Annotated in this window: 35 protein-coding genes; 8 read left to right on the top strand and 27 right to left on the bottom strand. The window is 66.1% G+C overall.

Annotation, left to right across the window (positions count from 1 at the left end; genetic code table 11):
* Nucleotides 1–6 precede the first annotated feature (6 nt).
* From NDB2M1_RS04340 to NDB2M1_RS04430, 22 genes are all read right to left on the bottom strand, one after another.
* A complete protein-coding gene (locus NDB2M1_RS04340) occupies nucleotides 7–420 on the bottom strand; it encodes a helix-turn-helix domain-containing protein (protein WP_072379808.1) in 414 nt (137 codons plus the stop codon).
* Nucleotides 417–554: a hypothetical protein gene (locus tag NDB2M1_RS22560; protein WP_171955314.1), complete on the bottom strand. Its 138-nt coding sequence runs from the start codon at nucleotides 552–554 to the stop codon at nucleotides 417–419. The genes NDB2M1_RS04340 and NDB2M1_RS22560 overlap by 4 nt, the downstream gene beginning before the upstream one ends.
* A complete protein-coding gene (locus NDB2M1_RS04345) occupies nucleotides 551–772 on the bottom strand; it encodes a hypothetical protein (RefSeq protein WP_072379810.1) in 222 nt (73 codons plus the stop codon). Before NDB2M1_RS04345 ends, NDB2M1_RS22560 begins: the two co-directional genes overlap by 4 nt.
* Nucleotides 765–1,448, bottom strand: coding sequence for a regulatory protein GemA (locus NDB2M1_RS04350; protein WP_072379813.1), 684 nt, complete (start codon nucleotides 1,446–1,448; stop codon nucleotides 765–767). The genes NDB2M1_RS04345 and NDB2M1_RS04350 overlap by 8 nt, the downstream gene beginning before the upstream one ends.
* Nucleotides 1,435–1,857: a helix-turn-helix domain-containing protein gene (locus NDB2M1_RS22565; RefSeq protein ID WP_072379815.1), complete on the bottom strand. Its 423-nt coding sequence runs from the start codon at nucleotides 1,855–1,857 to the stop codon at nucleotides 1,435–1,437. The genes NDB2M1_RS04350 and NDB2M1_RS22565 overlap by 14 nt, the downstream gene beginning before the upstream one ends.
* Nucleotides 1,854–1,991, bottom strand: a complete 138-nt coding sequence (locus NDB2M1_RS22570; protein WP_171955315.1) for a hypothetical protein — start codon at nucleotides 1,989–1,991, stop codon at nucleotides 1,854–1,856. Before NDB2M1_RS22570 ends, NDB2M1_RS22565 begins: the two co-directional genes overlap by 4 nt.
* Nucleotides 1,988–2,332: a hypothetical protein gene (locus NDB2M1_RS22575; protein WP_171955316.1), complete on the bottom strand. Its 345-nt coding sequence runs from the start codon at nucleotides 2,330–2,332 to the stop codon at nucleotides 1,988–1,990. The genes NDB2M1_RS22570 and NDB2M1_RS22575 overlap by 4 nt, the downstream gene beginning before the upstream one ends.
* An 8-nt stretch (nucleotides 2,333–2,340) precedes the next feature.
* Nucleotides 2,341–3,297, bottom strand: coding sequence for an AAA family ATPase (locus NDB2M1_RS04365; RefSeq protein ID WP_072379819.1), 957 nt, complete (start codon nucleotides 3,295–3,297; stop codon nucleotides 2,341–2,343).
* A 73-nt stretch (nucleotides 3,298–3,370) separates the two neighbouring features.
* Complete coding sequence (locus tag NDB2M1_RS04370) at nucleotides 3,371–5,362, bottom strand: transposase domain-containing protein (RefSeq protein WP_072379821.1); 1,992 nt, start codon at nucleotides 5,360–5,362, stop codon at nucleotides 3,371–3,373.
* Nucleotides 5,359–5,817, bottom strand: a complete 459-nt coding sequence (locus NDB2M1_RS04375; protein ID WP_143146608.1) for a hypothetical protein — start codon at nucleotides 5,815–5,817, stop codon at nucleotides 5,359–5,361. The genes NDB2M1_RS04370 and NDB2M1_RS04375 overlap by 4 nt, the downstream gene beginning before the upstream one ends.
* Complete coding sequence (locus NDB2M1_RS04380) at nucleotides 5,810–6,016, bottom strand: hypothetical protein (protein ID WP_072379825.1); 207 nt, start codon at nucleotides 6,014–6,016, stop codon at nucleotides 5,810–5,812. The genes NDB2M1_RS04375 and NDB2M1_RS04380 overlap by 8 nt, the downstream gene beginning before the upstream one ends.
* Nucleotides 6,013–6,264, bottom strand: coding sequence for a hypothetical protein (locus tag NDB2M1_RS04385; RefSeq protein ID WP_072379827.1), 252 nt, complete (start codon nucleotides 6,262–6,264; stop codon nucleotides 6,013–6,015). Before NDB2M1_RS04385 ends, NDB2M1_RS04380 begins: the two co-directional genes overlap by 4 nt.
* Nucleotides 6,261–7,070, bottom strand: coding sequence for a DUF5131 family protein (locus NDB2M1_RS04390; protein ID WP_072380133.1), 810 nt, complete (start codon nucleotides 7,068–7,070; stop codon nucleotides 6,261–6,263). The genes NDB2M1_RS04385 and NDB2M1_RS04390 overlap by 4 nt, the downstream gene beginning before the upstream one ends.
* Nucleotides 7,063–7,239 carry a hypothetical protein gene (locus NDB2M1_RS22580; protein ID WP_171955317.1) on the bottom strand — a complete coding sequence of 59 codons (177 nt, stop codon included), beginning with the start codon at nucleotides 7,237–7,239 and terminating at the stop codon, nucleotides 7,063–7,065. The genes NDB2M1_RS04390 and NDB2M1_RS22580 overlap by 8 nt, the downstream gene beginning before the upstream one ends.
* The gene (locus NDB2M1_RS04395; protein ID WP_072379829.1) at nucleotides 7,236–7,535 is read right to left on the bottom strand and encodes a hypothetical protein; all 300 of its coding nucleotides are present in this window, start codon (nucleotides 7,533–7,535) and stop codon (nucleotides 7,236–7,238) included. Before NDB2M1_RS04395 ends, NDB2M1_RS22580 begins: the two co-directional genes overlap by 4 nt.
* A complete protein-coding gene (locus NDB2M1_RS04400) occupies nucleotides 7,535–7,786 on the bottom strand; it encodes a hypothetical protein (RefSeq protein ID WP_143146609.1) in 252 nt (83 codons plus the stop codon). The genes NDB2M1_RS04395 and NDB2M1_RS04400 overlap by 1 nt, the downstream gene beginning before the upstream one ends.
* Nucleotides 7,786–8,193, bottom strand: coding sequence for an ASCH domain-containing protein (locus NDB2M1_RS04405; protein ID WP_072379833.1), 408 nt, complete (start codon nucleotides 8,191–8,193; stop codon nucleotides 7,786–7,788). The genes NDB2M1_RS04400 and NDB2M1_RS04405 overlap by 1 nt, the downstream gene beginning before the upstream one ends.
* Nucleotides 8,193–8,498 carry a LexA family protein gene (locus NDB2M1_RS04410; protein WP_072379835.1) on the bottom strand — a complete coding sequence of 102 codons (306 nt, stop codon included), beginning with the start codon at nucleotides 8,496–8,498 and terminating at the stop codon, nucleotides 8,193–8,195. Before NDB2M1_RS04410 ends, NDB2M1_RS04405 begins: the two co-directional genes overlap by 1 nt.
* Nucleotides 8,495–8,767 (bottom strand): hypothetical protein, encoded by a 273-nt coding sequence (locus NDB2M1_RS04415; protein ID WP_072379837.1) that lies wholly within the window; start codon nucleotides 8,765–8,767, stop codon nucleotides 8,495–8,497. Before NDB2M1_RS04415 ends, NDB2M1_RS04410 begins: the two co-directional genes overlap by 4 nt.
* A complete protein-coding gene (locus NDB2M1_RS04420; RefSeq protein ID WP_072379839.1) occupies nucleotides 8,767–9,822 on the bottom strand; it encodes a ParB N-terminal domain-containing protein in 1,056 nt (351 codons plus the stop codon). The genes NDB2M1_RS04415 and NDB2M1_RS04420 overlap by 1 nt, the downstream gene beginning before the upstream one ends.
* The gene (locus NDB2M1_RS04425) at nucleotides 9,819–10,268 is read right to left on the bottom strand and encodes a hypothetical protein (RefSeq protein ID WP_072379841.1); all 450 of its coding nucleotides are present in this window, start codon (nucleotides 10,266–10,268) and stop codon (nucleotides 9,819–9,821) included. Before NDB2M1_RS04425 ends, NDB2M1_RS04420 begins: the two co-directional genes overlap by 4 nt.
* Nucleotides 10,265–10,537, bottom strand: coding sequence for a helix-turn-helix domain-containing protein (locus NDB2M1_RS04430; RefSeq protein WP_072379843.1), 273 nt, complete (start codon nucleotides 10,535–10,537; stop codon nucleotides 10,265–10,267). The genes NDB2M1_RS04425 and NDB2M1_RS04430 overlap by 4 nt, the downstream gene beginning before the upstream one ends.
* On the opposite strand from NDB2M1_RS04430, the gene NDB2M1_RS21700 reads away from it, so the two are divergent.
* The 3 genes from NDB2M1_RS21700 to NDB2M1_RS04450 all read left to right on the top strand — a co-directional run bounded on the left by NDB2M1_RS21700 (nucleotide 10,536) and on the right by NDB2M1_RS04450 (nucleotide 13,403).
* Complete coding sequence (locus tag NDB2M1_RS21700) at nucleotides 10,536–11,381, top strand: XRE family transcriptional regulator (RefSeq protein WP_083554645.1); 846 nt, start codon at nucleotides 10,536–10,538, stop codon at nucleotides 11,379–11,381. The genes NDB2M1_RS04430 and NDB2M1_RS21700 overlap by 2 nt on opposite strands.
* Nucleotides 11,382–11,521: 140 nt before the next feature.
* Nucleotides 11,522–11,818 (top strand): hypothetical protein, encoded by a 297-nt coding sequence (locus NDB2M1_RS04445; RefSeq protein ID WP_072379845.1) that lies wholly within the window; start codon nucleotides 11,522–11,524, stop codon nucleotides 11,816–11,818.
* Between the two features lie 418 nt (nucleotides 11,819–12,236).
* A complete protein-coding gene (locus NDB2M1_RS04450; RefSeq protein WP_072379848.1) occupies nucleotides 12,237–13,403 on the top strand; it encodes an aminotransferase in 1,167 nt (388 codons plus the stop codon).
* Here the strand turns inward: NDB2M1_RS04450 and NDB2M1_RS04455 are convergent.
* The 3 genes from NDB2M1_RS04455 to NDB2M1_RS04460 form a co-directional block, all read right to left on the bottom strand.
* The gene (locus tag NDB2M1_RS04455) at nucleotides 13,400–14,095 is read right to left on the bottom strand and encodes a glutamine amidotransferase (RefSeq protein ID WP_054120711.1); all 696 of its coding nucleotides are present in this window, start codon (nucleotides 14,093–14,095) and stop codon (nucleotides 13,400–13,402) included. The genes NDB2M1_RS04450 and NDB2M1_RS04455 overlap by 4 nt on opposite strands.
* A gap of 183 nt (nucleotides 14,096–14,278) precedes the next feature.
* A complete protein-coding gene (locus tag NDB2M1_RS22585) occupies nucleotides 14,279–14,437 on the bottom strand; it encodes a hypothetical protein (protein WP_169793754.1) in 159 nt (52 codons plus the stop codon).
* A 23-nt stretch (nucleotides 14,438–14,460) separates the two neighbouring features.
* On the bottom strand, nucleotides 14,461–16,056 hold the full coding sequence (locus tag NDB2M1_RS04460) for an isocitrate lyase (RefSeq protein ID WP_072379850.1): 1,596 nt from the start codon (nucleotides 16,054–16,056) through the stop codon (nucleotides 14,461–14,463).
* Nucleotides 16,057–16,201: 145 nt separating this feature from the next.
* On the opposite strand from NDB2M1_RS04460, the gene NDB2M1_RS04465 reads away from it, so the two are divergent.
* Nucleotides 16,202–17,596 carry a helix-turn-helix domain-containing protein gene (locus tag NDB2M1_RS04465; RefSeq protein WP_072379852.1) on the top strand — a complete coding sequence of 465 codons (1,395 nt, stop codon included), beginning with the start codon at nucleotides 16,202–16,204 and terminating at the stop codon, nucleotides 17,594–17,596.
* A gap of 237 nt (nucleotides 17,597–17,833) precedes the next feature.
* Complete coding sequence (add, locus tag NDB2M1_RS04470; protein WP_253185758.1) at nucleotides 17,834–18,946, top strand: adenosine deaminase; 1,113 nt, start codon at nucleotides 17,834–17,836, stop codon at nucleotides 18,944–18,946.
* Nucleotides 18,947–18,949: 3 nt separating this feature from the next.
* Here add and NDB2M1_RS04475 read toward each other — a convergent pair whose 3' ends face one another.
* Nucleotides 18,950–21,271, bottom strand: coding sequence for a hypothetical protein (locus NDB2M1_RS04475; protein ID WP_072379854.1), 2,322 nt, complete (start codon nucleotides 21,269–21,271; stop codon nucleotides 18,950–18,952).
* Between the two features lie 260 nt (nucleotides 21,272–21,531).
* Complete coding sequence (locus NDB2M1_RS04480) at nucleotides 21,532–22,707, bottom strand: MFS transporter (RefSeq protein ID WP_072379856.1); 1,176 nt, start codon at nucleotides 22,705–22,707, stop codon at nucleotides 21,532–21,534.
* Nucleotides 22,708–22,947: 240 nt separating this feature from the next.
* Between NDB2M1_RS04480 and NDB2M1_RS04485 the strand changes: the two genes are divergently transcribed.
* The 3 genes from NDB2M1_RS04485 (at nucleotide 22,948) to NDB2M1_RS04495 (ending at nucleotide 25,356) form a co-directional block, all read left to right on the top strand.
* Entirely contained in the window at nucleotides 22,948–24,063 is a 1,116-nt protein-coding gene (locus NDB2M1_RS04485; RefSeq protein WP_072379858.1) for a TauD/TfdA family dioxygenase, read from the top strand.
* A gap of 44 nt (nucleotides 24,064–24,107) precedes the next feature.
* Nucleotides 24,108–24,773: an SDR family NAD(P)-dependent oxidoreductase gene (locus tag NDB2M1_RS04490; protein ID WP_072379860.1), complete on the top strand. Its 666-nt coding sequence runs from the start codon at nucleotides 24,108–24,110 to the stop codon at nucleotides 24,771–24,773.
* A 73-nt stretch (nucleotides 24,774–24,846) separates the two neighbouring features.
* On the top strand, nucleotides 24,847–25,356 hold the full coding sequence (locus NDB2M1_RS04495; protein ID WP_072379862.1) for a GNAT family N-acetyltransferase: 510 nt from the start codon (nucleotides 24,847–24,849) through the stop codon (nucleotides 25,354–25,356).
* The last annotated feature ends 13 nt before the right edge of the window (nucleotides 25,357–25,369 follow it).

Consider the following 25,369-nt stretch of genomic DNA (forward strand, 5'->3'; position numbering starts at 1 on the left):
AGGCTGTCAGAACATGTCGATCTGGCGCGGGTCGACAGGGCGAGCGCGGCGGGCGCGGCGCACGGCCGGCGCGGCGGACTCGAGCAGGCGATACACCTGCCGCTCGGTAATATGCAATCTCTCGGCGATGGCCTGACGCGTCATGCCCTGCGCGGCAAGGCTGTGCACCATGCGCCGCTCGACTTCGCGCACGGGCATGGGGATGGTTGTGCGGTAGAGAGCATCGCACAGCCGAACCGCCAGTTCATCGCCGATCGTCTCGGCAATGCGCGGATCACTGGCCGGATCCTTGGGGATGTAGAGCCGCAGGCCCCGGAACCGGAAGGCAAGCTTGCAGGCCGCCTCCTCGCCGATCACGTCGACGAGATCATCCAGTACCCGCGAGCCGGTACCGGAAGGAGAGGCGACCTGCAGGTTCACTTCGCCGTCCCGCCGATGCAGAGCCACATGACCGCAGCGCCGACGCTCAGCCAGAACAGCAGTGCGCCAACCATGATGCAGCGGGTCGCAAGCGCCACAGGCGTCAGGCGCGGCTTCGGACAGAAGTTCTTCATGGCCGGTCCCCCGTCGCGGCCGTCATCGCGTCGAAGTCGGCAAAGATCGCTTCGATCTCGGTCCGCTTCTCCAGGATGATCTGGGCAAGCCCGGTGGTGAGGCCACCTTCGGCGCCGATCCTGCCGAGCACCGCCGTCAGGTCGACAAGGATGGCGTCGATCGGCGCCGAGTGGATGGCGCCGCTGTTGTCCGCAAAGGCAGTAACGACCTTAGCCATGGCGCGCCTCCACCGGCCCGGCCTCGCGCAGCTTCCGCCCCAGTGCCTCAGCGAGACGCTGATAGTCGTCCGCCGTCCATGCCTCGCGCTTCTCGATCCCGCAGAGCTTGTGCTGGGCATCGTGGATCGACCAGTCGGCCGGCGCGATGCCCTTGTCCTTCAGCTTCACCAGGATCGCCTCGCACAGCGACGCCTGCAGCTGGATCGGCGGCAGGTTGGGCTGCGGCCAGCCATGGCGCGTGGCCATGGCCTTGAGCGCCTCGATCAGCGACCGTGCGTCCGACTGGCGCGCCCAGACCAGTTTCTCGCACTTGATCTGGCGCTTGGCGAAGGCCTCCAGCGCCTCGTCAGAGGCGTTGTGGACGGCGCCGAGCTGATAGAGCGAGATCCACATCGCGCGGGCCTTGCGGGCCATGGGATGCTGCGCCGTCTTCTTCTTCGGGATCGCGCGGAAGCCCTTCGATTTGAGCCAGTCCACCATCGTGCCCAGCTGGGCATCGGTGCACTTGTTGGTCTCCAGTTGCCCGGTGCGTTCGAACAGCGCTTGGCGATAGTCGGCGTCGACCATCCGCAGGTCCTTCCGCGCGACATGGATCATCGCGATCATTGCGCGGCGCCGCTGCGAGACGCGGTCGAACTTCGCCGGCACGGCCGGCACGTGGCTAAGCGCGTTCATGTGCGCCTCCGTTGGTCAGGATGAAGTACCGCCGCATCGCGGTGCAGCAGTCGGCGAAGAACCCCTCGCAAAGCCGAAGCGCGATCGCCTTGATATGCAGGTTCGTGACGCCGGTGTGGTCGCGCCCGTCCATGTGGCGCCCGATCTGGACGTAGGACATCGGCTCGGTGGGGATGGTCCACAGGCACCACACGACCAGCGCCCGCGCTTCCTCGAAGCGCGTATTGCGCCGGCGCGAGAGCAGCTCGTTGACCTCGATCGAGTAGAGCGCGGCCGCGACGTTGATCACCACATCCGGCGAGATCCAGCGCGGCCGGGGCCTGCCTTCGATGCTCGGCCCGACATAGGCGACCGCCCGCGCGGTGTTTTCGCGGTTGACGAAGAGATTGATCGGAGATGGTGCGTTCACGAGAGCAGCCCTCCCCACAGCAACGCCAGCACCGTGCCCCACACTGCCGCGTTCGCGACGAAGAGGAAATCGGCCACCGGATTGATGCCCAGCTCGCGCGCGGCTTCGAGCGCTTCGCGGATCGTGCTGATCACAGCCCTGCCTCCTCAAGAAGGAGCGCCGCGCACTCGCAAATCTCCGGCTTGAACGAGCCAAGGTAGAGAGCGATCCCATCCTCTTCGCCGCTGGAGACGTCATTGAGCCGAAGGAGCGGTGTGTCGATTGCTGCGGCAAGGCACTCGGCCAAACGCTGCTCCAGCGTCTTGTCTGGATCATCGTCAGGCAGCTTGGCGATCAACGCCATCGCGCAGAGCTTGTTGTAGAGGCTGTAAAGACCCGAGAGCGCTTTGCCCTTGGGATCGTCGTAGCCATAGTCGCCGGGCGCACAGAATGCGGCATGTACGGCGTGGATCGCACCGATTGCGTCCTTCCTCACCGAGTTGCTCATGCCGCCACCATGCGCACGTCGAGTTCCGACCATGCGTCCGCCAGATGATCGATGCCCATAGGAGTGCCTTCGGCCGCAGCCATCATCCGCGCCAGGCGCAGCACCTTGGTCCCGTTGCGCAGGCCGCCAAGCCGCCCGCAGATGCTGTGGAGTTCCTTGCGGATCGCCGGGTCCACGATGTGCCACGCATCGGCCAGCGCATCGATATCGCCGATCGTCGGCAGCCGCCGCTGGATCTTCAGCTCCAGCCGGCTCCACAGCTGCGGATACTTCGCCAGCTTCTGCAGGATGCCCACGTTGCCGAAGAACGCGATGCCGACATGATCACGGTCATTCCAGCTGCGGATTTCCTCAAGGCTGTCCTCGCCCAGGTGCTGCGCTTCGTCGAAGATGATCAGCGGCTTGTCCACCTTGCGCAGCTGCTCGCGCACCATGTTCGACATCGCGAAGGTGCCGCTCGGCGCATCCTTGATGCCCATGGCTTCGAGCAGCATCCGGATCATGTTGTTCATGCCCGAGGCCGACTTGCAGAGCTCCACGTAGAACACGTTCGGAAACACCTGCTGATAGTGCTGCGCGGCGGTCGATTTGCCGCATCCGGCCTCAAGCGCTGCCGCAACGCTCATGCCGTGCTGCGCAAAGCCCAGCATCCGCTCGAGCGCGTCGCTCGTTTCGGTGCGGAAGAACTCCGGCACGTCCGGAACCTCGTCGGAAATCGCCGCCTGCTGCGCCATCGAATGGCGCATACGCTCGATCTTCTGCGCAATCGGATACTCGCTGCTCTGCTTTTTGCCGTTGTAGCCCGATGCACTGGCGAAGACGCTGATCGTGCCCTTGGGCAGCCCGGTCTTCTTCGCAATCTTGTCCCAGGCCGTGCCGGTCTGCTCGCGCCACCGGATCAGCCAGTCGCGTTGCTCCTCGATATAGAGGCTCTTATCGCCCTGATCTTCCATGCTAGATGCTCCTGTCTCTTCTCAAGGGACGGGTGCGCGGGGCCGGTTTACCAGGCAGACCCCGCGCACCTTTTCATTCCACCAGCCTCGGCTTCCCGAGTGCGGCGAAAAGGCGGTTGCGCGCCCGCGCGGATGGCGGCGCGGGCTCCGGCGCGGCGACAGCGGCCACGCTCTGGCGCGATGGATGGATGCGCACGGCGGCCGGCGCCGGCAGTTCGGGCTCGGGCGCGGCGCGCACGCCGGACTTGATCCGCGCGATCTCGGCCGGATCAACCAGGTCAGCCGCTTCGGCATACTGGCGCGCCATCTTGCGGACATGGCTGCGGCGCTTGGAGACAACCGTTGCCCCGGCCTGATCCTTGAACCCGTGGTCCTCGAGCACCGGCGCCGTGAACAGATAGGCGCCGCTATCGTTGTAGACGTGGACTTCGGTGTGGAGATCGTCGGGATCGAACCGCACCGTCACATACTTGCCGGCGATCTCACGGCATTCGAGCGACCAGTAGCGGTTGCCCAGCAGCCGGATTTCGCCGCTCTGGGCGTCGCCCCGCTTGCGCTCCACAGCCAGCAGCGCATCGCGCAGCTGCTGTCGGCTCGGCTTGGTGACGATCGTCCGCGCCAGCCCTTCGGCAAATACCTGGTCAAAGCTGCGCCCGGCATAATCCCGCCCGGTGCGGCCCTCGCGCGCGTTGTGCTCACGGATCTCGCGGTCGACCAGCGCGCAGAACTCATCCCAGTCGATCGCGCGGGTGCCCCGGTTCTCGGGCTTGTTGACCGGGGAGTTGCCCGTATAGGCGCCGTCCAGTTCGGCGCTCTTGGCGATGTAGTTGCACAGGTCTCCCCATGCGCGCTCGATCGGCTTGGACTGCCCATGGAACGGCGTCGCCCAGTGGATGTTGACGCCCAGCGCAACCAGCAGCCCCTGCGGGTCCTCGGGCTTGATCTTGAACCGGTACCGGGTCAGCGCGCCACCTGTCAGCCACTTGGCGGCAAAGCCCCGGCCATTGTCGAGGATGATGTCCTTGGGGATGCCCCAGTCGCGGATCAGATCGGCGAACACGAGCCGCACGGTGGCGACGCTCTCGCTGACGCCCACGCGCCACGCGAGGATCTTCGAGCTGCGGATGTCCTGGATGCCTACCAGTGTCGGGCGGATCGGTTTGCCCGTATCCGGATGCTCCACTTCCACATCGAAGACATGGCCGTCGATGTTCACCCATTCCATCACGTCGATATCGTCGACCGTGCGGCGGATCGAGGGCACATGCCGCTCCAGCGCAGTGGCGCCCTGCCGCATCAGGATCACGACATAGGGGTCGATCTCGCGCGCCACGCGGCGCTGGAATGCCTTGATATGCGGCACTGCGATGCCGAGCGTCTTGGCACGTCGCCGCACCACGTCATAGCTCGCTGCAGCCGGCGGCGCGGAAAGCCGCAGCCAGTCCGACTTGTATAGCTGCCACAGTTCCTCCGGGATCTCGGCAACCTTGCCGCCACCCTTGCGCTTGGGCGCCAGCAGCGGCAGCCAGTCCTTCCGATCTGCAGTGCCTACGGCCTTGATCCAGCTCCACAGCGTGGCCGGGCTGATCCCGTTCTTGTCCGCGACCGCGCGCACGGCGGCATTCTTGCCCACCTGCAGCGTTTCGGTCATCAGCAGCACCGCGCTCACTGCCTCAAGGCGGCTCTTGGCCTCGTTTTTCACCTTGTCCGGCTGCGCGCCGAACCACTGCCAGAGCTGCTCGGTTTCGGATGCCTCTTCCGCTGCCGCCATCGCGTCGCTGCAGAAGCCCCGGCGGACCAGTTCCTGCCGTGCGGCTACCGGCAGCAGCGCGACATGGAACTCCACCGGCCCGCCGCGCCCAGGGCGCTTGCGCGAAAGAAGCTCGCCGTCGAGCGCCCGCCGCTCCATCCAGCGCTCATCCGCCGCGCGGCGCTGCAGCGACCGCTTGTCGGCAGGCAACCCGGGCAGGCGCAGATCGGCCAGCTCCACCACCGTGAACCAGCCTGTCGGCTCTGCATCCTGGTGGCCAAACTGCTCCGGGTAGATGATCTTGGCTGCACTCACCCGTTCCGGCTCCCGCGGATTAGCGGCGCTGTCTGTTCGAGCGCCTTGATTTCATTCTGGATTGCGCGCTGCTGCTGGCGCAGATGGCCCAGCCGCGCGGTGTGGACTTCCGGCCCGATGAGCAGCGAGCCGCCGATCTCGCGCACGAGCGGGTCCATCAGGTCGAGCCGCGCGGTCACCGCGATCAGCCCGAAAAAGCGGCTCATCGGCACCTTGTGCTCAGTGCGTGCCGGGCTGGCGTAGGCGTCCAGCATCGCCTTGGTCACTTCGTCGCCCAGCAGCACGGTCATTTCGGCTGCGATCACTTCGCGTGGGCGACCGCAGCTCGCCAGGATCACGCCCACCGTGGCGCAGATGCGCGCCTCAAGCCCCGCCAGCGCGGCCGGGCCGGTCGCCATGGCGGGCGCGTCGAGGTCAAACGCCAACTGGCCGGGGTGAGCGCGCGCCTTAGGCATGGAATGCCCCCGCGCTGCGGCTCGAAGGGTCGTAGTAGGCCACCGGCTCGAAATCGACGCGCATGCCGGCGGTCGCCGGGTAGACGAAGGCTTTGCCGTTCCACCGGCCCAGCGCCATCTTCTGCCCGGCGCGCAGCAGCACGCTGCGGCCCGCGCGGGCGCCGTCGTCGATCGGCTGCCAGTTGAGGGCGGGCGTCATGCGAGGCCGCTCCTGCGGATGAACGACGTCAGCTTCGTCGAGGTATCGCCTGCAGGGCGATGCGCGCAGCCGACTCCGCTGCGCGTGCCGCAGCGCGGGCAGGCCGTTTCGCCGTAAGCAGCTGCGGCGCGCCCGTGCGGTACGGGCCGGGTATCGCCGCCGATCATCATGGCCTTTGCGACCCGGTCGGAGTGCTGTGCGGCCTCCGCGCGCGCCGCCTGGCGCAGGGCTTCGATGCGGTCTGTCACAGCGGGAATCCGTTGTGCTCTTGGCCGTGCAGGCGGCGTCCGGCTGCCTTCTTGCCAACCTTGCGGAACTCAATGCCGGACCAGCGGACGTCGTTGTCGACGTGAACCGGAAGCCATTCGCCCCATTGCTTGAAAAAGAACGGGACTCCCGCCGCCTCGCACTGGTCACGGAGGCTGATCACCCAATCCGGGTGCATCGGGCGAGCGTGAGGACCGCTTTCCCCGCCGACAATGACCCAGTCGAGAGCGGCGAGCCATTCGGGCCTAAGCACGACCGCGCCGAGCAGCGGCTCCATGCTCAGCCCGATCCACGGAATGCCGAGCCTGGCCTTGAGATCGATCAGACGCGGGATATCGCGGTCAGCCTCGTCCTGATTGACGACGCTGATGATCAGTCCGGCATGCTTTGGCCACTCACGGCCATCGAGCCGCTTCTCGACATAGGAGACGCGCTTGGTGACGATCTGGATATCAACCCCATGCGCGAAAGTGACGCCGCCCCAAGCCTCGTCAAACCACTCCTCCGGAACCTCCTTGTCAAAGAGGTCCGACATGCTCTGCAGGAAGACGCGGCGCCGACGGCCATGCTGCTGGTCGAACGCCGGCGCATTGTGGTGCAGCTTCCGAAGGGCAGTCCATGCAGACTTGACCTTCCGGCGGGGCACACCGACGCCGAAGAGCTGCTCGCCGACCCGCTTTGCCCATGCCTCGGCGTAGCAATGCTCGCAGCCGAGGCTGACCTTGGAGCAGCCCCACCAGAAATTGATGGTCGCGTCTGTCCACTCGATTGCGGTCGTCTCAGCCACGCGCGCCCCCATCATCATTCGCCCGCGCGAGGCGCGGATCTTCGGAGCGGCGCGGACGGTCGACCAGGCGCACCGGCAGAACGGGCACGGTGCCCGTTCCCGGCGCATCGCCGATCAGCGCCGCGACGGCGCGCGGCGTAAGCGCGAAAGGTGCGGGCCGCAGGTTCACCGCATCGCCTCCCCCAGCACGCGCTGGGCTTCGGCGATCGCCAGCAAGGCCTCGTCGATCGAGTGTGCGATTGCGCTGAGCAGGGTAGGCTGCTGCGCCGCAAGCGACTTCTCGATCCGGATCAGATCGTGCGCGATGCTGCGATCCAGCAGCGGGATTTCCTTGCCCGACTGGACCGGACCTGCCGGCCGCAGCGAGCCGTCGTCTTCAAGGATCAGATGCAGCGGGTACCGCTCGATCTGGTCATAGGTCAGCGCGTCAATCGCGCGCGCCAGCGCTTCGCGAGCCTCGCGCATCAGGCCATGCTCCCCTGCTTGTACCAGAGCGCCAGCGGCTCGCCCTCTTCGAGCAACGAAGCGGGAATGACCGGAGCATTCATGCGCGCCTGCAGGCGGCGGTTCGCCTCTTCCCAGCGGGCGCGCGCGGCGCGCTGCTGCAGCACGGCCTCGGCCTCGCGCGGCGTGACGCGCAGCTCGAGCGCCAGTTCCATAACCTTGCGGTGGTGGCGGAGTTTGTCGGCAAGGGATGTTGAACGGGATTGGGCCATCAGTTCGGCTCCCAGCGGATAACGTGCCCGATGAACTGGCCCGGGCCGTGGTGACGCATCCAGAAGTTGCCCATCGCCCGGCGCGCGCTGATCTCGCCGTGCCCGGTGAAACCGTCGGCAATGGCGAAGCGCTCGATCGCGCGGTCATTGAGTAGGTAATCTCCGCCTACATTGATCGAGGCGATCCGATCGGGATGATTGGCATCGACCTCGATCACGATCAGCGAGACCTCGGTGCAGATCGGGTCCGGGATGATCTTGCGGCAGTGCTTGGTGCGCATGCCGGTGTAGAGCTGCAGCCGCTCGCCAGCGCGCGGCGGACGCTTCCGGCCCGCGCGCACCGTCTGGCGCTTGATCCCGGCCACGATTGGCGGCGCGAACTGCGCCTTGAAGCTCAGTGCGACCATCAGACGCGCTCCCCACTGAAGAGCATCGCCCGCTGTCCGACCATCGGCGCTGCGTAGAGTGGCGTTCCGTTGATCGAGGGAACTGTGACAGGCGTAAGCAGCTTGATCGCGCGGTCGCGGTACCGCAGGCGGCTGATCGCGCCGCGCTCTTCCATGCGGTCGAGCAGGGCGACGATGGCCGACTTGGATCGGCAACCGATGCCGCGCGCGCACTCCTGCATCGTCGGCGAAACGCCGCCGTGAGCGGCCTGATAACCGGCGATGAAGCGCAGCAGCGCTGCCTGCTGTTCGGTGAGCCCCATCATGCCGCACGCTCCTGCTGGATGGCGCGGAGCAGTTGCGCGCTGGCGGCGGCAGTTTTCCGGTCGCTTGTGCGCTGATCGGCGGCGCCGTCGTAGTAGATGATCAGGTTGCGCACCCGGTCGACCGGCTTGCCCAGCTCGCGCGCGATCCTGGCGATCGGCATGCCGGCATCCCACCGATCCATGATCGCCAGTTCATTCGGCGTAAGGCCGCGGTGGAACTCGCCGGCGCCGCGCGATTGCGCCGCGCAGCCGCGGGGGGCACCGCGCATCACCGCTTCCCCTCGATCTCGGCGATCCGCGCGTCGATCGCATCACGGACCGCTGACAGCGCCGAAGGCTTGATCATCCCGGCCAGCGAAGGCGCGAAGCTGATCCAGGTCGAGGGCGTGAGCCGCTCCAGATTGCTGGTGGCGCGGGTGAGCAGCTTGCTCTCGCCTTCCAGCTGATCCGCCGCGCGCAGGCCCTTGGATGTCGAGAAGCCGAGCGCGACAAGCGCTTCCTCCGCCGTCTTCGCCTCGGGGTTCTGCGCCAGCCACTTGAGCGCCGCCTGCCGCACCGGCTCGTTCTTGGCGGCGAGCTGCAGCAGGGCGTCGGCGTTGGAGGCGATGCGGCAATGCGCGATCGCCTCGACCTCCGCGCGGAACGGCTTGATCAGCGCGCGATAGATGGTGAGGAGACGGTCCATCTTCTTGAAGTGCAGGCCAAATTCCTCGGCGACTTCGGCGCGCCAGCCGTAGTGCCCGCCAACTGCCGAGACATCGGCAGCGACTTCCTCTTTCGGCGGCTGCGGGCTGGTCGGAGGGGCAACTTGCTCCGACTTGGGAGCCTTGGCGAGGAGTGCCTCCTGCGCGGGCGTGAGTTCGACCTTCGACGCTTTGGACAAATTTGTCCAAAGCGTGCCCAGCGCCTTGTCACTCTCGACGCCAGCCGCCTTGAGTGCCCGCTCCCGCACAATTTCAGCGCGCCGGCCAACGAACGCCGCGCGCTCCAGCACGGTCATATCGCGCCGGTCGATCTGCTCCGCCGTCTGCATGCGCAGCAGTTCGTCGTTGCTGCCCGAAACCACGCGCGCCAGCACTTCGACGCCCAGCGCGGCGCAGGCCGCAAGCCGGTGCCGGCCATAGACCAGGCGATAGCGCCGGTCCTTTGCGCGCGGCGCCGGCGGCGCGATCATGATCGGCTCCTGCTGCCCGTCGCTGGCGATCACATCCGCCAGCGCCTCCGCTTCGGCGGGATAGAAGAACCCGATCCGCTCAAGGCCATCGGGGTCGATCTGGTCAGTAGGCAGGCGCAGCACTGCGCCCTGTTCGGCGGCGCTGTTCATTTCGCGCCCCCATCAAAACGATGCGGGACCTGCGCTTCGCAGGTACCATCGCCGTCAGCATCAACAGCGGAGACGCCATCATGGCCGAAATCAGCCAGGACCAGTTCGACGAACTCAAGGATCGACTTGAGGCCCTGCATCAGTTCGTGATGGCTCACGTCATCGCAGGCGATACGCTCAATCGCACACTGGGCGATGATACCGTGGTGATAGCGCGAGAGCGTCGGCGCCTGCTCGCCCGCAAGCACCCGCGGGCGTCCATCTTTCTCGATATGTACATCGAAGAATTTGCTGGGAGCCGCCTGCCGGATGGCATGGTCCCAGACTAGCTTGCGCCGTCGTGCAACGATCCGCGCCCCTTCGGGATCGGCAAAGCCATGATCCTCGACGAAGCGAAGCTTGCCGATTGCAGCGAAGAGGCTGCCGCCATCTTTCGCCCCGCTCATGCCGCTACGCTCCGATCGGAGCGCAAACTGGATTGACGGTTTTTGTCTCCACTTTTGTGGATAACGCCGGTAGTGATCACAAGGTGAGCAGGATCGATGCCCAACTCCTTGGCCACAGCCGCATGAACGTTGCGGCTCGTTCTTCCTCTCAAGAGGTCGCGAAGCTGCGTGCCAGCGAACCCCATCGCGGCCTGCGCGGCTTCCACAGAGCCGTATTTTTTGCGGAGCGCCGCTTTGACGTCTTCTTTGTGAACCCGTGTTGTTGCCATGGTTAAGCGCTCGACGTTCGATGAATCCTCTATAGGGGATATATCGCCACAAAAGAGGATGCAAGCCACTTTAGTGGAAGGCATCGGATATCGCTTGCGCGACGCCCTTGGCGGGCGGACGTATCAGTGGCTGAGTGATGCAACCGGCATCTCAACCAGTATGCTCAGCGACTACGGGAAAGGCGCGAAGACGCCTGGCGCGGACAAAGCGGTCCTTATTGCCGACGCGTTGGGTGTTGAAATTTCCTGGCTTTTGACTGGCAGAGGCAGCAGGACCGGACGCTACTTCCTGCCTAGTGATATTGTCGACCAGTATGGGCTGATGCCCGGATCGTCTTTGCGAGACCCCAATTCGTCTCTTCCGCCGGACGAGGTCGGCACGGGCTCGCTTCAGCGAGATCGGCCTCTAACAGATCGCGATGCTGACCTAGATGCCGACTTGGTCGAGATCGATCAGGTTGATCTACGCTTCGGCATGGGAGCGACCTACCTCGACGGCCCCGTGGAGAGCGAGAAGAGGGTGTTCTCCCGCTCTTGGCTGCGCAACTTCACCCGGGCCGCGCCCGAGCAGCTTTTCTGGACGCTGGGCGATGGCGACTCGATGGAGCCGACGATCCGGAGCGGGGAAGTGATCTTGATCGATCGCTCTCAGACGTCGCTGCGCTCTGCCGATGCCATCTGGGCGGTCACCATCGGCGATATTGCCCAGGTCAAGCGCCTGCGCCCTCGCGCCAGCGGCGCGGTTGAGATATTGAGCGACAACGCGGCCGTCCCGCCCGATGTCGCCGTTGACGGCGAGCTCCACATCATAGGGCGCGTCGTCGCCGTTGTTCGGAGGCTCTGATGCGATCCAGATTTCTGCCTTTCTGGCTTTCTGGCCTCGCGTTGGGGCTGGCATCCTGCGGCCAGTCATCTTCGCGGGCACCAGCAGAGACGGGCCCAACAGACACCTCCTCTGCTGAAAGTGTTGCCCCGTCTCCATCGGTGCCGGCGCCAGATGTCGAAGGCGCAGAGGCAGCAATTAGAGCGGAAAAGAAGGTCATCGACCTGGTCTATCAGCCGAACGAGCCAGTGCAGTGGCTGATCGGCGTGAAGGACGACGGGTCACCTCGCTTCGGATACGCTGAGTACATCTGCAATCTGCTCGGCGATCACCAGTTCCCAATGAAGGGGACATGGGTACGCATTGTCGACTATCGCCGGTTCATGCATGACGGCGATCATCATGCCGCCAGCCTTGGGTCTGTCGACTGCGGCAGCGGCCAGCATATGGTGCCATGAGCGGGCAGGAATTTTGTCGCAGTTCGCAGTGGCCTGAGATTGCCCCGACCTCGCAAAGTCTCCGATTTCCGGGCATTTTGCGGTTCATTAAACTGCGACACGCGCGTCCACATGTGTTTTTGGGGGCGTCGGCGCCGCGGAACTTGCCGGATCAGCTGAAGCGCCCGGTTTCAGGGCCTTTTGAGCACCATCTAAGGATCCTCTCAGTGCCCTCTTAGAACCGTTGTAGAGGCCTCGATTATCGTCTAAATCGAAATCGCTCTAGACAGTCTCGTTGCCGGCGCGATTTTGGCCTCAAACCGTGAAGACGCCGATTTTTGGGGCGTTTCATCCCACGGAGTGCCGAGATGTCCCGAGAAATCCCGGCTTACGGCCACTCCAGCCTGTCTTGTCTTATATCAGCTAGCGTGGCAAGGTGATGACCAACCTGCAGCTCAATCCGATCTACGCCGAGATGCCCGTCACCGTGTTCGAGCATATGTCGGGCCTCGCCCGCAGCCTCGGCGCGATCAATCTGGGCCAGGGCTTTCCCGATACGCCGCCGCCCGCGGCACTGACCGCCGCTGCCGTGCGCGCAATGGAAACGCGCTCGCAGCAATACCCGCCAAGCATGGGCGTGCCCGAACTGCGAGATGCGGTCGCCGCCTTCTATAGGCGTGAGCAGGGGCTGGATCTCACTCGTGAGCAGGTCGTCGTCACCTCGGGCGCCACCGAAGCCATCGCCGCCGCGATCCTCGCCGTGGTCGGCACTGGCGATGAAGTGCTGCTGTTCTCCCCCGCCTATGATGCCTATGCGCCGCTGGTGCGCCGCGCAGGCGGGGTGCCGGTGTTCGTGCCCCTCGCCCCGCCTGCGTGGGGTTATGACGACGCCGCGATCCGTGCCGCGATCACCCCACGTACCCGCGCGCTGATCTTGAACGATCCGCTCAACCCGACCGGATCGGTCGCCAGCGCGGAGGAACTCGCGCTCCTCGCCCGGATTGCCTGCGAGCACGATCTTGTCGCGATCTGCGACGAGGTGTGGGAAGCCGTCCGCTTTGATGGCCGGCCGCAACGCTCGCTGCTGGCGCAGCCGGGCATGGCGAAGCGCACGATCAAGATCGGCTCGGCAGGCAAGATCTTCGGCGCGACGGGGTGGAAAGTCGGCTGGATGGTCGCCGATGCAGCACTCGCGACGGTGCTGGGCAAAGCGCACCAGTTCCTCACCTTCACCACCCCGCCGATGCTGCAATGGGCTGCCGCCGAAGGCCTTGCCGATCCGGCGATCACGCGGACGCTCCATGCGGAATGGGCCGCCTCGCGCCGCGTGCTGATGGATGGCCTTGCGGCTGCAGGATTCAAGGTGCTCGACAGCGTGGCGACCTGGTTCGCCTGCGTCGACCTCCCTGCCAGCGGCATCGCGCTCGATGATCGCACCTTCAGCGAACGCGCTGTGCGCGAGGCCGGTGTGGCCTCGATCCCGCTCTCGGCGCTGTGGGAGGGAGAAGGCGGACCGACAACCATCCTGCGCCTCTGCCACTGCAAGCCGCCCGCGATGCTGGAGGACGCCGTCGCGCGGCTGAGCAGGTGGCGCGAGAGCCTCTAGCTCTCCAGCCCAGCCAGCCAATCCGCGATCATCGCGCGGCCCGCCGCAACCGCGCCCGGTCCATGCGCGGCATGCGCTTCACGCAATTCGCCGGCGCAGCGACCCGCTGCAGTCAGGTAGTCGAAGTCCTGCACGATCCAGTCCTCGAAGCGCTCGTCCTCGCCCATCTCGGCATGGAACTGCAGCGCCAGCACATTGCGGCCCTTTCGGAACGCCTGATGCTGATAGAGCGAACTTGAGGCCAACAGCTCCGCGCCCTCGGGCAGGGTGAACGTATCGCCATGCCAGTGCAGCACGGGCACGTCCGCGAGATGGCGCAGCGGCCCTGCCGTGTCGTGGATCGTGACCGGACCGAAGCCGATTTCCTTCACCGGCCCGGCATAGACCTCGGCCCCCAGCGCTGCCGCGATCATCTGCGCGCCGAAGCACACGCCGAGCGTCGGCCGATCCGCCGCGAGCCGCCGCGCCAGCAGCTTCAGCTGGCACGAAATCCACGGATGCGCCTCGCGCTCGTAGACCCCCATAGGCCCGCCCATCATCACCACCAGATCGGGCGAGACGAGATCAAGCGCATGGAAATCCTGATCATCCACGTCCACGCGGTCGATCACATAGCCCGCCGCCTCGATCGGCGCGCGAAAGCCCGCGACGCCTTCGCGCGGGACATGGCGGATGATGAGGGCGGATTTCATCGGCAGTGGCTCCTGAGTCGGAGCACTATATCTACTGAATTGATAGACAATAGACAGAGACTTGGGATTGGGGCCGCCAAAGCTGAACTTCATCGCGAGCAAAAAGGCCCGCCGCGCGATCGTGTCGCACGGCGGGCCAGCTTTCCTCCCCAGGAAAGTTGCGTGTGGGGCGCAGAGAGGGCCTCAGCGGCCCATGGCGCTCCCGAGCCGGTGGTAGAGGTGCGAGAACTTCACCGATTCCGGCTGGTCCTCGATCACCTTGAGGTAGTGCAGCACTGCCTCGCGGATAAGCTTGAAGTCTTCGGTGGAAAGGACCGCACGGGCCCGCGTCGGTTCAGCCATTGTCGTTGCTCCTCTCTCTAACCTTAAGCGGCGAACTGGTTCATGGTGTTGTGCGCGCCGCCCGCCTTCAGGGCCGCTTCGCCGGCGAAGTATTCCTTGTGGTCGTCGCCGATGTCCGAGCCGGCCATGTTCTGGTGCTTCACGCAGGCGATGCCCTGGCGGATTTCCGCGCGCTGGACGTTCTTGACGTAGCCCAGCATGCCCGCCTCGCCGAAGTATTCCTTGGCCAGATTGTCGGTGCTGAGCGCAGCGGTGTGGTAAGTCGGCAGCGTGATGAGGTGGTGGAAGATGCCCGCCTCGCGCGCCGCATCGCGCTGGAAGGTGCGGATGCGCTCGTCGGCCTCGTCGGCCAGTTCGGTGCCGTCGTAGTCCACGCTCATCAGCTTGGCGCGGTCATAGGCGCTCATGTCGCGGCCTTCAGCGGTCCAGGCGTCGAACACCTGCTGGCGGAAGTTCAGCGTCCAGTTGAAGCTGGGCGAGTTGTTGTAGACCAGCTTGGCGTTCGGGATCACTTCGCGGATGCGGTTCACCATGCCGCCGATCTGGCCGATGTGGGGCTTCTCGGTCTCGATCCAGAGCAGGTCGGCGCCGTTCTGCAGGCTCGTGATGCAATCGAGCACGCAGCGGTCCTCACCGGTGCCGGGGCGGAACTGGTAGAGGTTCGAAGGCAGGCGCTTGGGGCGCAGCAGCTTCCCGTCGCGGCTGATCAGCACGTCGCCGTGGCCGAGATTGCCCGCATCGACTTCCTCGCAATCGAGGAACGCGTTGTACTGATCACCGAGGTCGCCCGGCTCCTTCACATAGGCGATCTGCTTGGTGAGACCCGCGCCGAGGCTGTCGGTGCGCGCCACGATCACGCCGTCTTCGACGCCGAGTTCCATGAACGCGTAGCGGACAGCGCGGATCTTCGCGAGGAAGTCCTCGTGCGGCACGGTGACCTTGCCGTCCTGGTGGCCGCACTGCTTTTCGTCCGAGACCTGGTTTTCGATCTGGATGCAGCAGGCGCCCGCCTCGATGAACTTCTTGGCGAGCAGGTAGGTCGCCTCGGCATTGCCGAACCCGGCGTCGATATCGGCGATGATCGGCACGATGTGGGTTTCGTACTCGTCGATCTTGTGCAGCAGGCGGTGGACGCCGACCGCGTCGCCCGCAGCCTTCGCGGCATCGAGCTCGCGGAACAGCATGCCCAGTTCGCGCGCATCGGCCTGGCGCAGGAAGGTGTAGAGTTCCTCGATCAGCGCCGGAACGCTGGTCTTCTCGTGCATCGACTGGTCGGGCAGCGGTCCGAACTCGCTGCGCAGCGCGGCGACCATCCAGCCCGAGAGGTAAAGATAACGGCCCTTGGTCGTGCCGAAGTGCTTCTTGATGGAGATCATCTTCTGCTGGCCGATGAAGCCGTGCCAGCAGCCGAGCGACTGCGTGTACTTCGCCGGGTCCGCATCGTAGGCGGCCATGTCGGCGCGCATGATCTTGGCGGTGTAGCGCGCGATGTCGAGCCCGGTCTGGAAGCGGTTCTGCAGACGCATGCGCGCCACCGAGGCGGCGTCGATCCCATCCCAGGGCTTGCCATAGGGCGCGATCGCCTTGGCGGCTTCGTTGATGGTCTGCGAATAGGTCATGGGTCTCGCTTCCTGTTGGGGGTAGGCTTGTGAGCCCCGGCTAGACCCGCAAAAGCACACACGAAACCCGCAGCGCGGTCATGTTGTCAAACTTTACAGAATATGCTTGTAAAGTTGTGCAGCCTGCACAGACGACGGATATCTCATGGAATCGCGCCCGCTCTACCTCGGCCCCCGCCTCAAACGCCTGCGCCGCGAACTCGGCCTCACCCAAGCCGTGATGGCGGAAGACCTTGCGATCTCGCCCAGCTACATCGCACTGCTCGAGCGCAACCAGCGCCCGCTGACGGCGGATCTGCTGCTGCGACTCGCCAAGGCCTACAAGCTTGATGTCAGCGAACTCGCCGCCGACGAGCGCGACGACTACGCCCGCCGCCTGTCCGACGTGCTGAAGGACCCAATCTTCGCCGAGATCGACCTGCCTGCGCTGGAAGTGGCCGACGTCGCCACCAGCTACCCCGGCGTGACCGAGGCCATGCTGCGCCTCCACACCGCCTATATGCGCGAACAGCAGGCGCTCGCAGGCTTGCGCGGCGGTGCCAGCACCGAGGCCGATCCCCTCGCCGAAGCCCGCCGCTTCGTCGCCCAGCGCCGCAACTACTTCCCCGCGCTCGACAGCAAGGCCGAGGCGCTGGCCGAAGAGATCGAGAAGCTCGGCGGCCTGCAGGAAGGCGGCCTTGCCGAATACCTGCGCAGCCAAGGCCTGCGCGTGCGCCTGATGCCCGCCGAGATCATGATGGACGCGCTGCGCCGCTATGATCGCCACGCCGAGCAGTTGCTGATCGACGAGACGCTGGGGCCGCAGGCGCGCCGCTGGCAGATGGCGCTCCACATCGCCTACACCGCACTCCGGAGCGAGATCGCCGCCATGGTGCGCGGCGCCAGCTTCTCGAGCGAGACCGCCGCGCAGCTCGTCCGCCGCGCGCTCGCCGCCTATGGCGCCGCCGCGCTCATCATGCCCTACGATCGCTTCGCCCGCGCGGTGGAGGCGCGCGCCTACGATATCGAAGCGCTTTCAGGCCAGTTTGGCGCCAGCTTCGAGCAAGTCGCGCACCGCCTCACCACGCTCAATCGCCCCGGGCAGGAGCGCGTGCCGTTCTTCTTCATCCGCGTCGATGCAGCGGGCAACGTCTCCAAGCGGCTCGACGGTGCGGGCTTCCCCTTTGCCGCGCACGGTGGCGGCTGCCCGCTGTGGACGCTCCACGATTGCTTCCGGCGTCCCGGCGAAGTGCTCACCCAGTGGCTCGAACTGCCAAACGGCGAGCGTTTCTTCAGCGTCGCGCGCAGTGTCACCTCGGGCGGCGGCGCGCATGGCAAGCCCGCCGTGCTGCGCGCGATTGCGCTCGGCTGCACCGCCGAACACGCGCCCAAGCTGATCTACGCGCGCGGAGAACAACCGGCGGCCACTCCCATCGGCGTCACCTGCCGCCTCTGCAACCGCGCCACCTGCACCGCGCGCGCCGAACCGCCGCTGGGCCGCGAGATCCTGCCCGACGATTACCGCAAGACGCCCGAACCATTCGTGTTCGCGGAGAGCTGAAGTACCCCTCCGACCCGCCTTCGGCGGCCCACCTCCCCATTTGTCCCTGCGGGAAAAATGGAGAGGAAAGGAAGATCCTCCCCATTTTCACGAAGTGCAAATGGGGAGGTGGCCTGCCGTCAGGCAGGTCGGAGGGGTTCTTCTCTTTTCCTGCACACCCCCTTGCACAAAACCAGATTGACGCGGCCCGCACGCCCCTTGAAGCTTGGGGCAAGGGAAAAACAGGGGGCAAGCCACATGATCACACGCCGCACTCTCATGGCAGGCCTCGCCGCCGCAGCCGCGCTTCCGCGCTGGGCTTATGCCGCCGCGCCTGCAGACGGCGTCGATCCCGCGCTGGTGCAATTCATCAAGGGCCTGCCCAAGAGCGAATACCACGTGCACCTCGAAGGCACGCTCGAGGCGGAAATGAAGTTCGCGCTCGCCAGGCGCAACGGGCTGGGCCTGCCCTTCGCCGACGTCGCCGCGATGAAGGCGAGCTACAACTATCACGACCTCGCGAGCTTCCTCGCGATCTACTACGACGGCATGAAAGTCCTGCTGAAAGAGCAGGACTTCCGCGACCTCGCCTATGCCTACCTCGCCAGGGCCGCGGCGCAGAACGTCATCTATACCGAGATGTTCTTCGATCCGCAGGAGCACCTCAAGCGCGGCGTGCCGATGGAAGCGGTGATCATGGGCATCACCCGCGCGCGGCGGGAGGCGGAGACCATGCTGGGCATCCGCTCGCAGCTCATCCTTTGCTTCGTGCGCGATTCCTCGGCCGAAAGCGCCATGGCTGCGCTCGATGCGGCGTTGCCGTTCAAGCAATATCTCGTCGGCGTCGGGCTCGATTCCGATGAAGCCGGGCACCCGCCCGAAAAGTTCGCCGCCCACTTCGCCAAGGCTCGCGCCAACGGCCTCCACGTGACAGCGCACTGCGATATCGATCAGCCCGGCACGCTCACCAACATCCGCACCGCGCTGGTGGACCTCAAGGTCGACCGCATCGACCATGGCGGCAATATCGTCCAGTCGCCGGAACTGGTCGCCATCGCGAAACAGCGGAACATGTATTTCACCGTCTGCCCCACCTTCTCCGGCACCTTGCGCAAGGGCCTTGACCAGCCGGTCGATGTCGTGCGTGCGATGCTCGATGCGGGCCTCAAGGTGACAATCTCGTCCGACGATCCAGCATACATGGCGAGCGAATACATCAACGACGTTCTGCTGCGCGCGGTCACCCGCAGCAATCTCAGCCGCGCCGAACTCGCGCAGATCGCCCGCAACGGCTTCGAGGCGGCCTGGTTGCCGGAGGCGGACAAGCGCCTTCTGCTTGCCCGCCTCGATGCCTACCTCGCCTCGGTGTGAGGCTCAGATGATCTCCTCCATGTCGATCATGAAGGGCCTGCCGGGGAACGCCGCGATCGAGCCGAACAGCGCATCGACCGGCCCAGCGGGCGAGCGGAACGGGTAGAGTTCGCCCAGTTCCCCGCGCCGCGGCTCGACCGCATAGGTCGCGATGGCCTTGCCGCCGAAATCGGTGATCGAAATGAACGGTGCGGTCACCGCGAGCCCCGGCCCGCGCCCACCGAATCCGGCGGTGTTGAACGAGACCGCGCCGCCGACCGGGTCCTTGAGCCGGCTGTCGGTGAAGCTGTACTGCACCTCGCCGGTCGGCCAGGCGAAGGTCACACGGCGGTCACCCCGGCTCACCAGCCAAAGATCGTCCCCTGCCGCCGTCGACGTACCGTTGACGAAGGCGAAGCGCGGGTTGCGCCCGGCCTTGAACGTCCCCAACGGCTCGGCCGGAACGGTCGGCCCCACGGGCGACTTCGGGAACATCAGCCCCTGCACGTTGAAGATGCGCACTGTGCCATCCATCGCGGCGACGAACGCACGGCTGCGCGCAAGGTAGCGCTCCGGCTCGCTGTTCGACCAGGCCTCGCGCGGGCTGCGCCGCCCCAGCCGCTCGAAGATATCGGTGCTGCGATCCGAGAACGCGCCCCGCGCCTGCAGCCCCGCGTTGACACTCGTCGGCTGCGATACCGTGATCGTCGAGACCACACGCGGACGCTGGCTGGGTTTGACGGCAAAGGTATAGGGCCACTTCGCCGGGTCCGTGGTGCTGGCATCGACGGTCCGGTCGTAGTTGCGCTGAGAGGTGAGATACATCGAGCGGTAATATTGGTAGAGCGGCGTCATATCGACGAACGCCACCCTGTTCTCGGCGCGCGAGGCGACCACTGCATAGCCGCCCGACGCCGTCTGGCTCCAGTCCGGATCGGGGATGCCGTCCGCCCCGAAGGGCGGATAGATCGGATTGATCTTGCTCCAGATCGCCCGTGCCGATGCCCTCGCCAGATCGCCGCGCGCCGGGTCATCGTTCGCACCATACCCCCGCGGGTTGCCCAGAACGAGGTTGTTGGACACATCGAGACTGGTCGGCGCGGCGAAAGGCAGGTTCACCATGCCCAGCAGCTTCATCCCGCGATTGGTCCATGCGCCCGGCAGACCCCAGTACCAGCGCGTGTTGGGCGTCTGCTCGGGTGATCCCACCGCCATCTCGCGCGGACGCAGCGCGATGAAAGCGAGCCTGCCCGATACGGTGTTGGTATCCCACACCGAAACGACAAGAAACTCGTTGTACGGCGTCACCGCCATCGCGGTCGGCACCATGCCCTTGGGCAGTTGCAGCGGCGTCGCATCGAACAGCTCAGGCGCCGAGTTGCCGACGATCATCGGCACGATCGTGCCGTCCTTGAACGCGGCGAAGCTGATCTGGCTGGCATTGGCGCGCCCGCGCGCGATGGCGACCGGGACCAGCGGCAAGTCGGGCCGCGTGGTCTCGACCAGACGCCGCACCTGGCTGTTGTAGGGCTGCGCGATCCCGTTGCGGTTCCACCAGTCCGGATACCACGAGGCGATCATGCGCATGCACAGGCCCCCTTCGGTGTTGCGGAAGCGCCGCGCGTTGAACACGGCTCCATCCGCGCCGCGCGTGTTCGCGACGCCGAAGCGGAAATCGGGATCGAGCGGATTGTCGGGCAGGAATGCCTGCTGACCGCCAACCAGCCAGCCCGCCCCGTCGAGCCCGCGTGCCAGTTCCTCCTCGTCGCTGCGCGGCTGCTGGCTGGGCGGCAGGCACTTTTCAGGCTCGCCCGGATTGTTCGCAGGCAGGATACCAAAAGGCCACAGGCCCTGCCCGCTGGTCATGTCCGGGCCCCACAAGGTCGGCGCGGGTGCTTCACCGGTATGATCGAAATGCTCATATTTCGGCCCGAGCCGGTAGTCGACCACGTCCGGATCGGTGATATGCGCAGCAAGGAAGCGGTACTCCGCCGCATTGATCCCGCCCGCCGGCGTCAGCAGCCGCTCGCGGAACACGCCGGCCGCTGGCGCCGCGCCGACTACCACGCGCGTGGTCGACCGGCTGATCACCGCGCCGCTGGCGTTGAGCGACTGCAGTTCGAACATGTAGGTCCCCGGCGCCACGAACCGCGCGGAAGTGACGACGCTCGCCGGATCCGTGAGCGCGACTCCCGCCGCCGTCCCGATCACCACCCATCTGGCACGCACGCCATCGATGCGGCCCGTCAGCGTCACTTCGTTGGTCGGCAGGGTGATCACCTGCGTCTTGCCGGCATATGTGGGCAGGGTGGTGGTCGCCGTCTGCGCATGAGCGGTTCCCGCCATGGGCAGGGCCAGCGCGAGAGCGCAGCAGGCAAGGGGCAGGGCCGCGCCAGAACGGCGCAGACCCGGGCGGCAGTCCCAGAGTCGGTGCATCGGATCATACCTCAGATCACACCGCGCGCGTTCTCCACCACGCGCGGCAGGTTCGCCGCCGTTCCTTGCTAATGCGCTGCCGGTAACCGGAAATTGACGAGTTCACTGAATGCGGCAGCAACCAGATTTCAAGCGCCAGATCTCAAGCGCCAGATCTCAAGCGCCAGATCTCAAGCGTAGGCGCGGTCCAGCCTCACTGCCACCGGCATCGCCGCAACGATCGCCAGTGCGCAGATCACCCCGCCGACTGGCCCGATCAGCGTATAGGCGCCGAGGCCCTGCGCCATCGCGCCAGCTGCCAGCGAACCGAGGCTTTGCGCCAGCAGCCAGGTGCCCGAAGTCATCACCGCCAGCCGCTCGCCGCCGGGCTGCGCATAAGCGAGGCGGATCAGCAGCGGGTAGGTCAGGAACCAGCTGACCATGAACACCACGAACGCCGCGCCGAACGCAGGCGCGCTGCCGACGGTGGTCAGAAGGCCGCACATCAGCGCGCAAAGGCCCAGCGCCGCCGCCAGCGGCCACGCGCGCGGCAGGCGGTCGATCACCAGCGCGAGCCCGGCATTCCCAACCGCGCTCGCGAGCACTGCCGCGCTCTGGTACAGTCCGAACTCGGTTGCCGGAATGCCGATGGCATGCGCGGTACGCTCGATGAACGGCCAGATCGCAAGGCTGCCGAAGGAGAACAGCGCCATCGCCATGAGCACCAGCAAGCCATCCGCGCCGATCGGCGCCGAGGCCATTCGCGCGCTTTCGGCATCCGCCTTGCCGCCCGGAAGGAGCAGCGCGCAAAGGCCGAACAGCACGGATATCCCGGTCAGACCGAAGAACATGCCCTGCGCTCCGTATTGACGCCCGATCAGCGGCACCAGAATGGCAATGCCGGTGTAAAGCAGGGTCTGCACCGTGATCCCCAGCGAGATCCACCGCGCCGGATTGCCCGTCCGCCCCGCCGCCAGATTGAGCGCGCTGTTCATCAGGCCAAAGCCCAGCCCCGTCCCGATGCGCCCTGCAAACAGCAGCGCATAGGCCCCCGTCAGCGCCGAGCCGGCCTGTGCCGCGATCACCACCACGCTCGCCAGCATCGCCAGCACCCGCGCATCGAGATGCCGCGCACGCGGCGCGACGAGGAACATCGCGGCCGCATAGCTCAAGGTCTCGGCCATGTTCCATGCGCCCATCGCGAACGGCGTGAAGCCGAACTTGTCCATCAGGCCGCCGACGAGATAGGTCGTGAAATTGTTGCCGATGTGTGCTGCGGCGGTAGCCGCGCCGATGCCGATCAGGGTGGGGAGGAAGGGGAAAGTCCCTCTCGCGGTGCTGTGCGCGCTGCCTTGCGTCGTATTCATCGGCGAGAGAGGTGGCACGCCAGGCCGCAGGTAGCAATGCGGGCACGCCTTGTTTTACGGTTGTCCAAGCAATCGATACGCCATATTCTATCGATTGATGACGTGTTTCCGCCCAGACCTGATCCACGGCCAGCGCCCGGCGTCGTTCCGCTATGGCAAAGTGCAGGACTGGCGCCCGCCGCCACGCAAGGACTGATCTGCCGAACCGCGATCACTCTTGCGACACGACGGGATGTTCCCATGAAGATTTCTGCTCTCGAGGTGCGGCCGGACGCCCTCCTCGCCACATGGTCAACGGAAGGCCACGCCGTTTATCCCGCGCTCTGGCTTCGCGACAATTGCCCCAGCGCCTTCCATCCGCAGACCGAAGAGCGCGTGCTCGATCTGCTCTCGCTCGACGATGAGCCGGTCCTCGTCCTCGCGGAACAGACCGGCGATACCGTGATCCTGCACTATCGCGATGGGCACGTCAGCCATATGCCGGTTCACGTGCTCGCCGCGCATCGCCCGGGCCGCCGCGCCGCCGATCCCGCCGCCATTGCTCCCCGCCTGTGGCGCGCCGATCTCACTCCGACTGGCCTGCCGCGCCATGCCGCCAACCGCATCCTGGAAAATGACTGCGAACTGCGGGCGTGGATGCAGGATACTGCCGCGGTTGGCCTGTCGATCGTCGACGGCCTCGACAACCGGGTCGACGCCGGTGTCGAGATCGCCTGCAAGATCGGTTTCCTGCGCGAGACCAATTTCGGCATGACCTTCGAAGTCGTCAGCAAGCCCGATCCCAACAACCTTGCCTACACCGCCGTCACCCTGCCGCTGCACACGGACCTCCCCAACCAGGAAGTGCCGCCGGGTTTCCAGTTCCTCCACTGCCTCGCCAATGAAGCGGAAGGCGGCGGCTCGCTCTTTGCGGACGGATATGCCCTCGCCGAGGACTTGCGCGCCAAGGACCCGGAGGCGTTCCGCCTGCTCAGCGAAGTCGCCATCCCGTTCCGCTTCCACGACCGCGATGCCGATATCCGCACCCATGCGCCGGTGATCACGCTCGATCGCGCCGGGAAGGTCAGCGAAATCCGCTGGAACGCGCACATCGCCGCCACGTTCGACATGCCGGCGGACATCATGCCCGCCTACTACCGGGCCTACCGCGCCTTCATGGCGATGACGCGCGACCCGGCGTACCAGCTCACTTTCAAGCTCAAGGCGGGCGAGATGATCGTGTTCGACAACCGCCGCGTGCTCCACGGGCGCGAGGCGTTCGATCCCTCGACCGGCTTCCGCCATCTCCACGGCTGCTACGTCGATCGCGGCGAATTCAACTCGCGGCTCAGGCTGCTGGCGCGTAGAACCCACTGAGCGCCTCCTGGTCGGGGGCGTGGCCACAATAGGAACCCGCAGCCATGTCCTCCGCCAATCCCGTCGCGCTCATCATCGGCATGGGTCCCGGCCTTTCCGCAGCACTGGCGCAACGCTTTGCCGCCGGCGGCTATGTCATCGCCGGTTTCGCGCGCAGTCCGGAGAAGTCCGCCGCCCTCGCGGCCGAACTGGCCGAGCAGGGCCATAAGCTCGATCTGCGCACCGTCGATGCCGGAGATTTCGCCGCGCTGGCTTCAGCGGTGCGTGCGGTGGAGGACCAGCTCGGCCCGGTCGAGGTGCTGGTCTACAACGCCTACAGCGCCACCCTCGCAGTCCCCTCGCAGATCCCGCTGGATGCCCTGGTTGCCGATTTCCGCGTCAACGTCGGCGGCGCGCTGGCGGCGGCGCAGGCCGTGCTGCCCGCCATGCAGGCGCGCGGAAAAGGCTCGATCCTCCTCACCGGCGGCGGCCTTGCACTCGATCCCACCGGCTGGCTGCCCGCCGCCTCTCTCGCCGTGGGCAAGGCCGGCATCCGCAATCTCGCCCAAAGCCTGCACAAGGAAATGGAGGGAAGCCCGATCCGCGTCGGCACGGTCACTGTCACCGGCCAGATCCTCCCCGGCACGCCGCTCGCACCCGAAACCATCGCTCAGCGCTTCTGGGAGCTGCACAGCACGCCCGCCCCTGCGCCCGTGGAAATCATCCTCTAAACGCGCAGCTTGTCCCCGGCCCCCTCGCCCGCTATCGGCGCGCTTCCTTGCCGCTGCCCGAAAGCCGTCCGCCTTGGCCACGCTGATTCCGCTTGCCGATATCGATCCTGCGCTGATCGAGGACGTGCTCGACGCCGCCTTCGGGACGGACCGTTTCGCGCGCACGGCCTACAAGGTGCGCGAAGGGACTGACTGGCTCCCCGGCCTGTCCTTCGCCGCGCTCGATGAAGGCGAGCATATCGCGGGCACGATCCAGTGCTGGCCGGTTGCGCTGACCGACCCGAACGGCCGCGCGCACCCGATGATCATGGTCGGCCCGGTCGCCGTGCTTCCCGGCCTGCAGGGGCAGGGCTATGGCAAGGCGCTCGTCACCGCCAGCCTCACCGCGATCGATCCGCGCGCGCCGCTGCCGCAGGTGATGATCGGTGATCTCGATTACTACGGCCGCTTCTTCGGGTTCTCCGCCGCGAACACCGGCGGGTGGAAGCTCCCCGGCCCGTGGGACCCGGCGCGCCTGCTCTGCCGGACCGCCAATCCTGCCGTCCTGCCCGCAGAGGGCATGCTCGGCCCTTGGCGCGGCTGATCTGATCTGGCAT

The organism is Novosphingobium sp. NDB2Meth1 (assembly GCF_900117425.1).
Taxonomy (GTDB): domain Bacteria; phylum Pseudomonadota; class Alphaproteobacteria; order Sphingomonadales; family Sphingomonadaceae; genus Novosphingobium.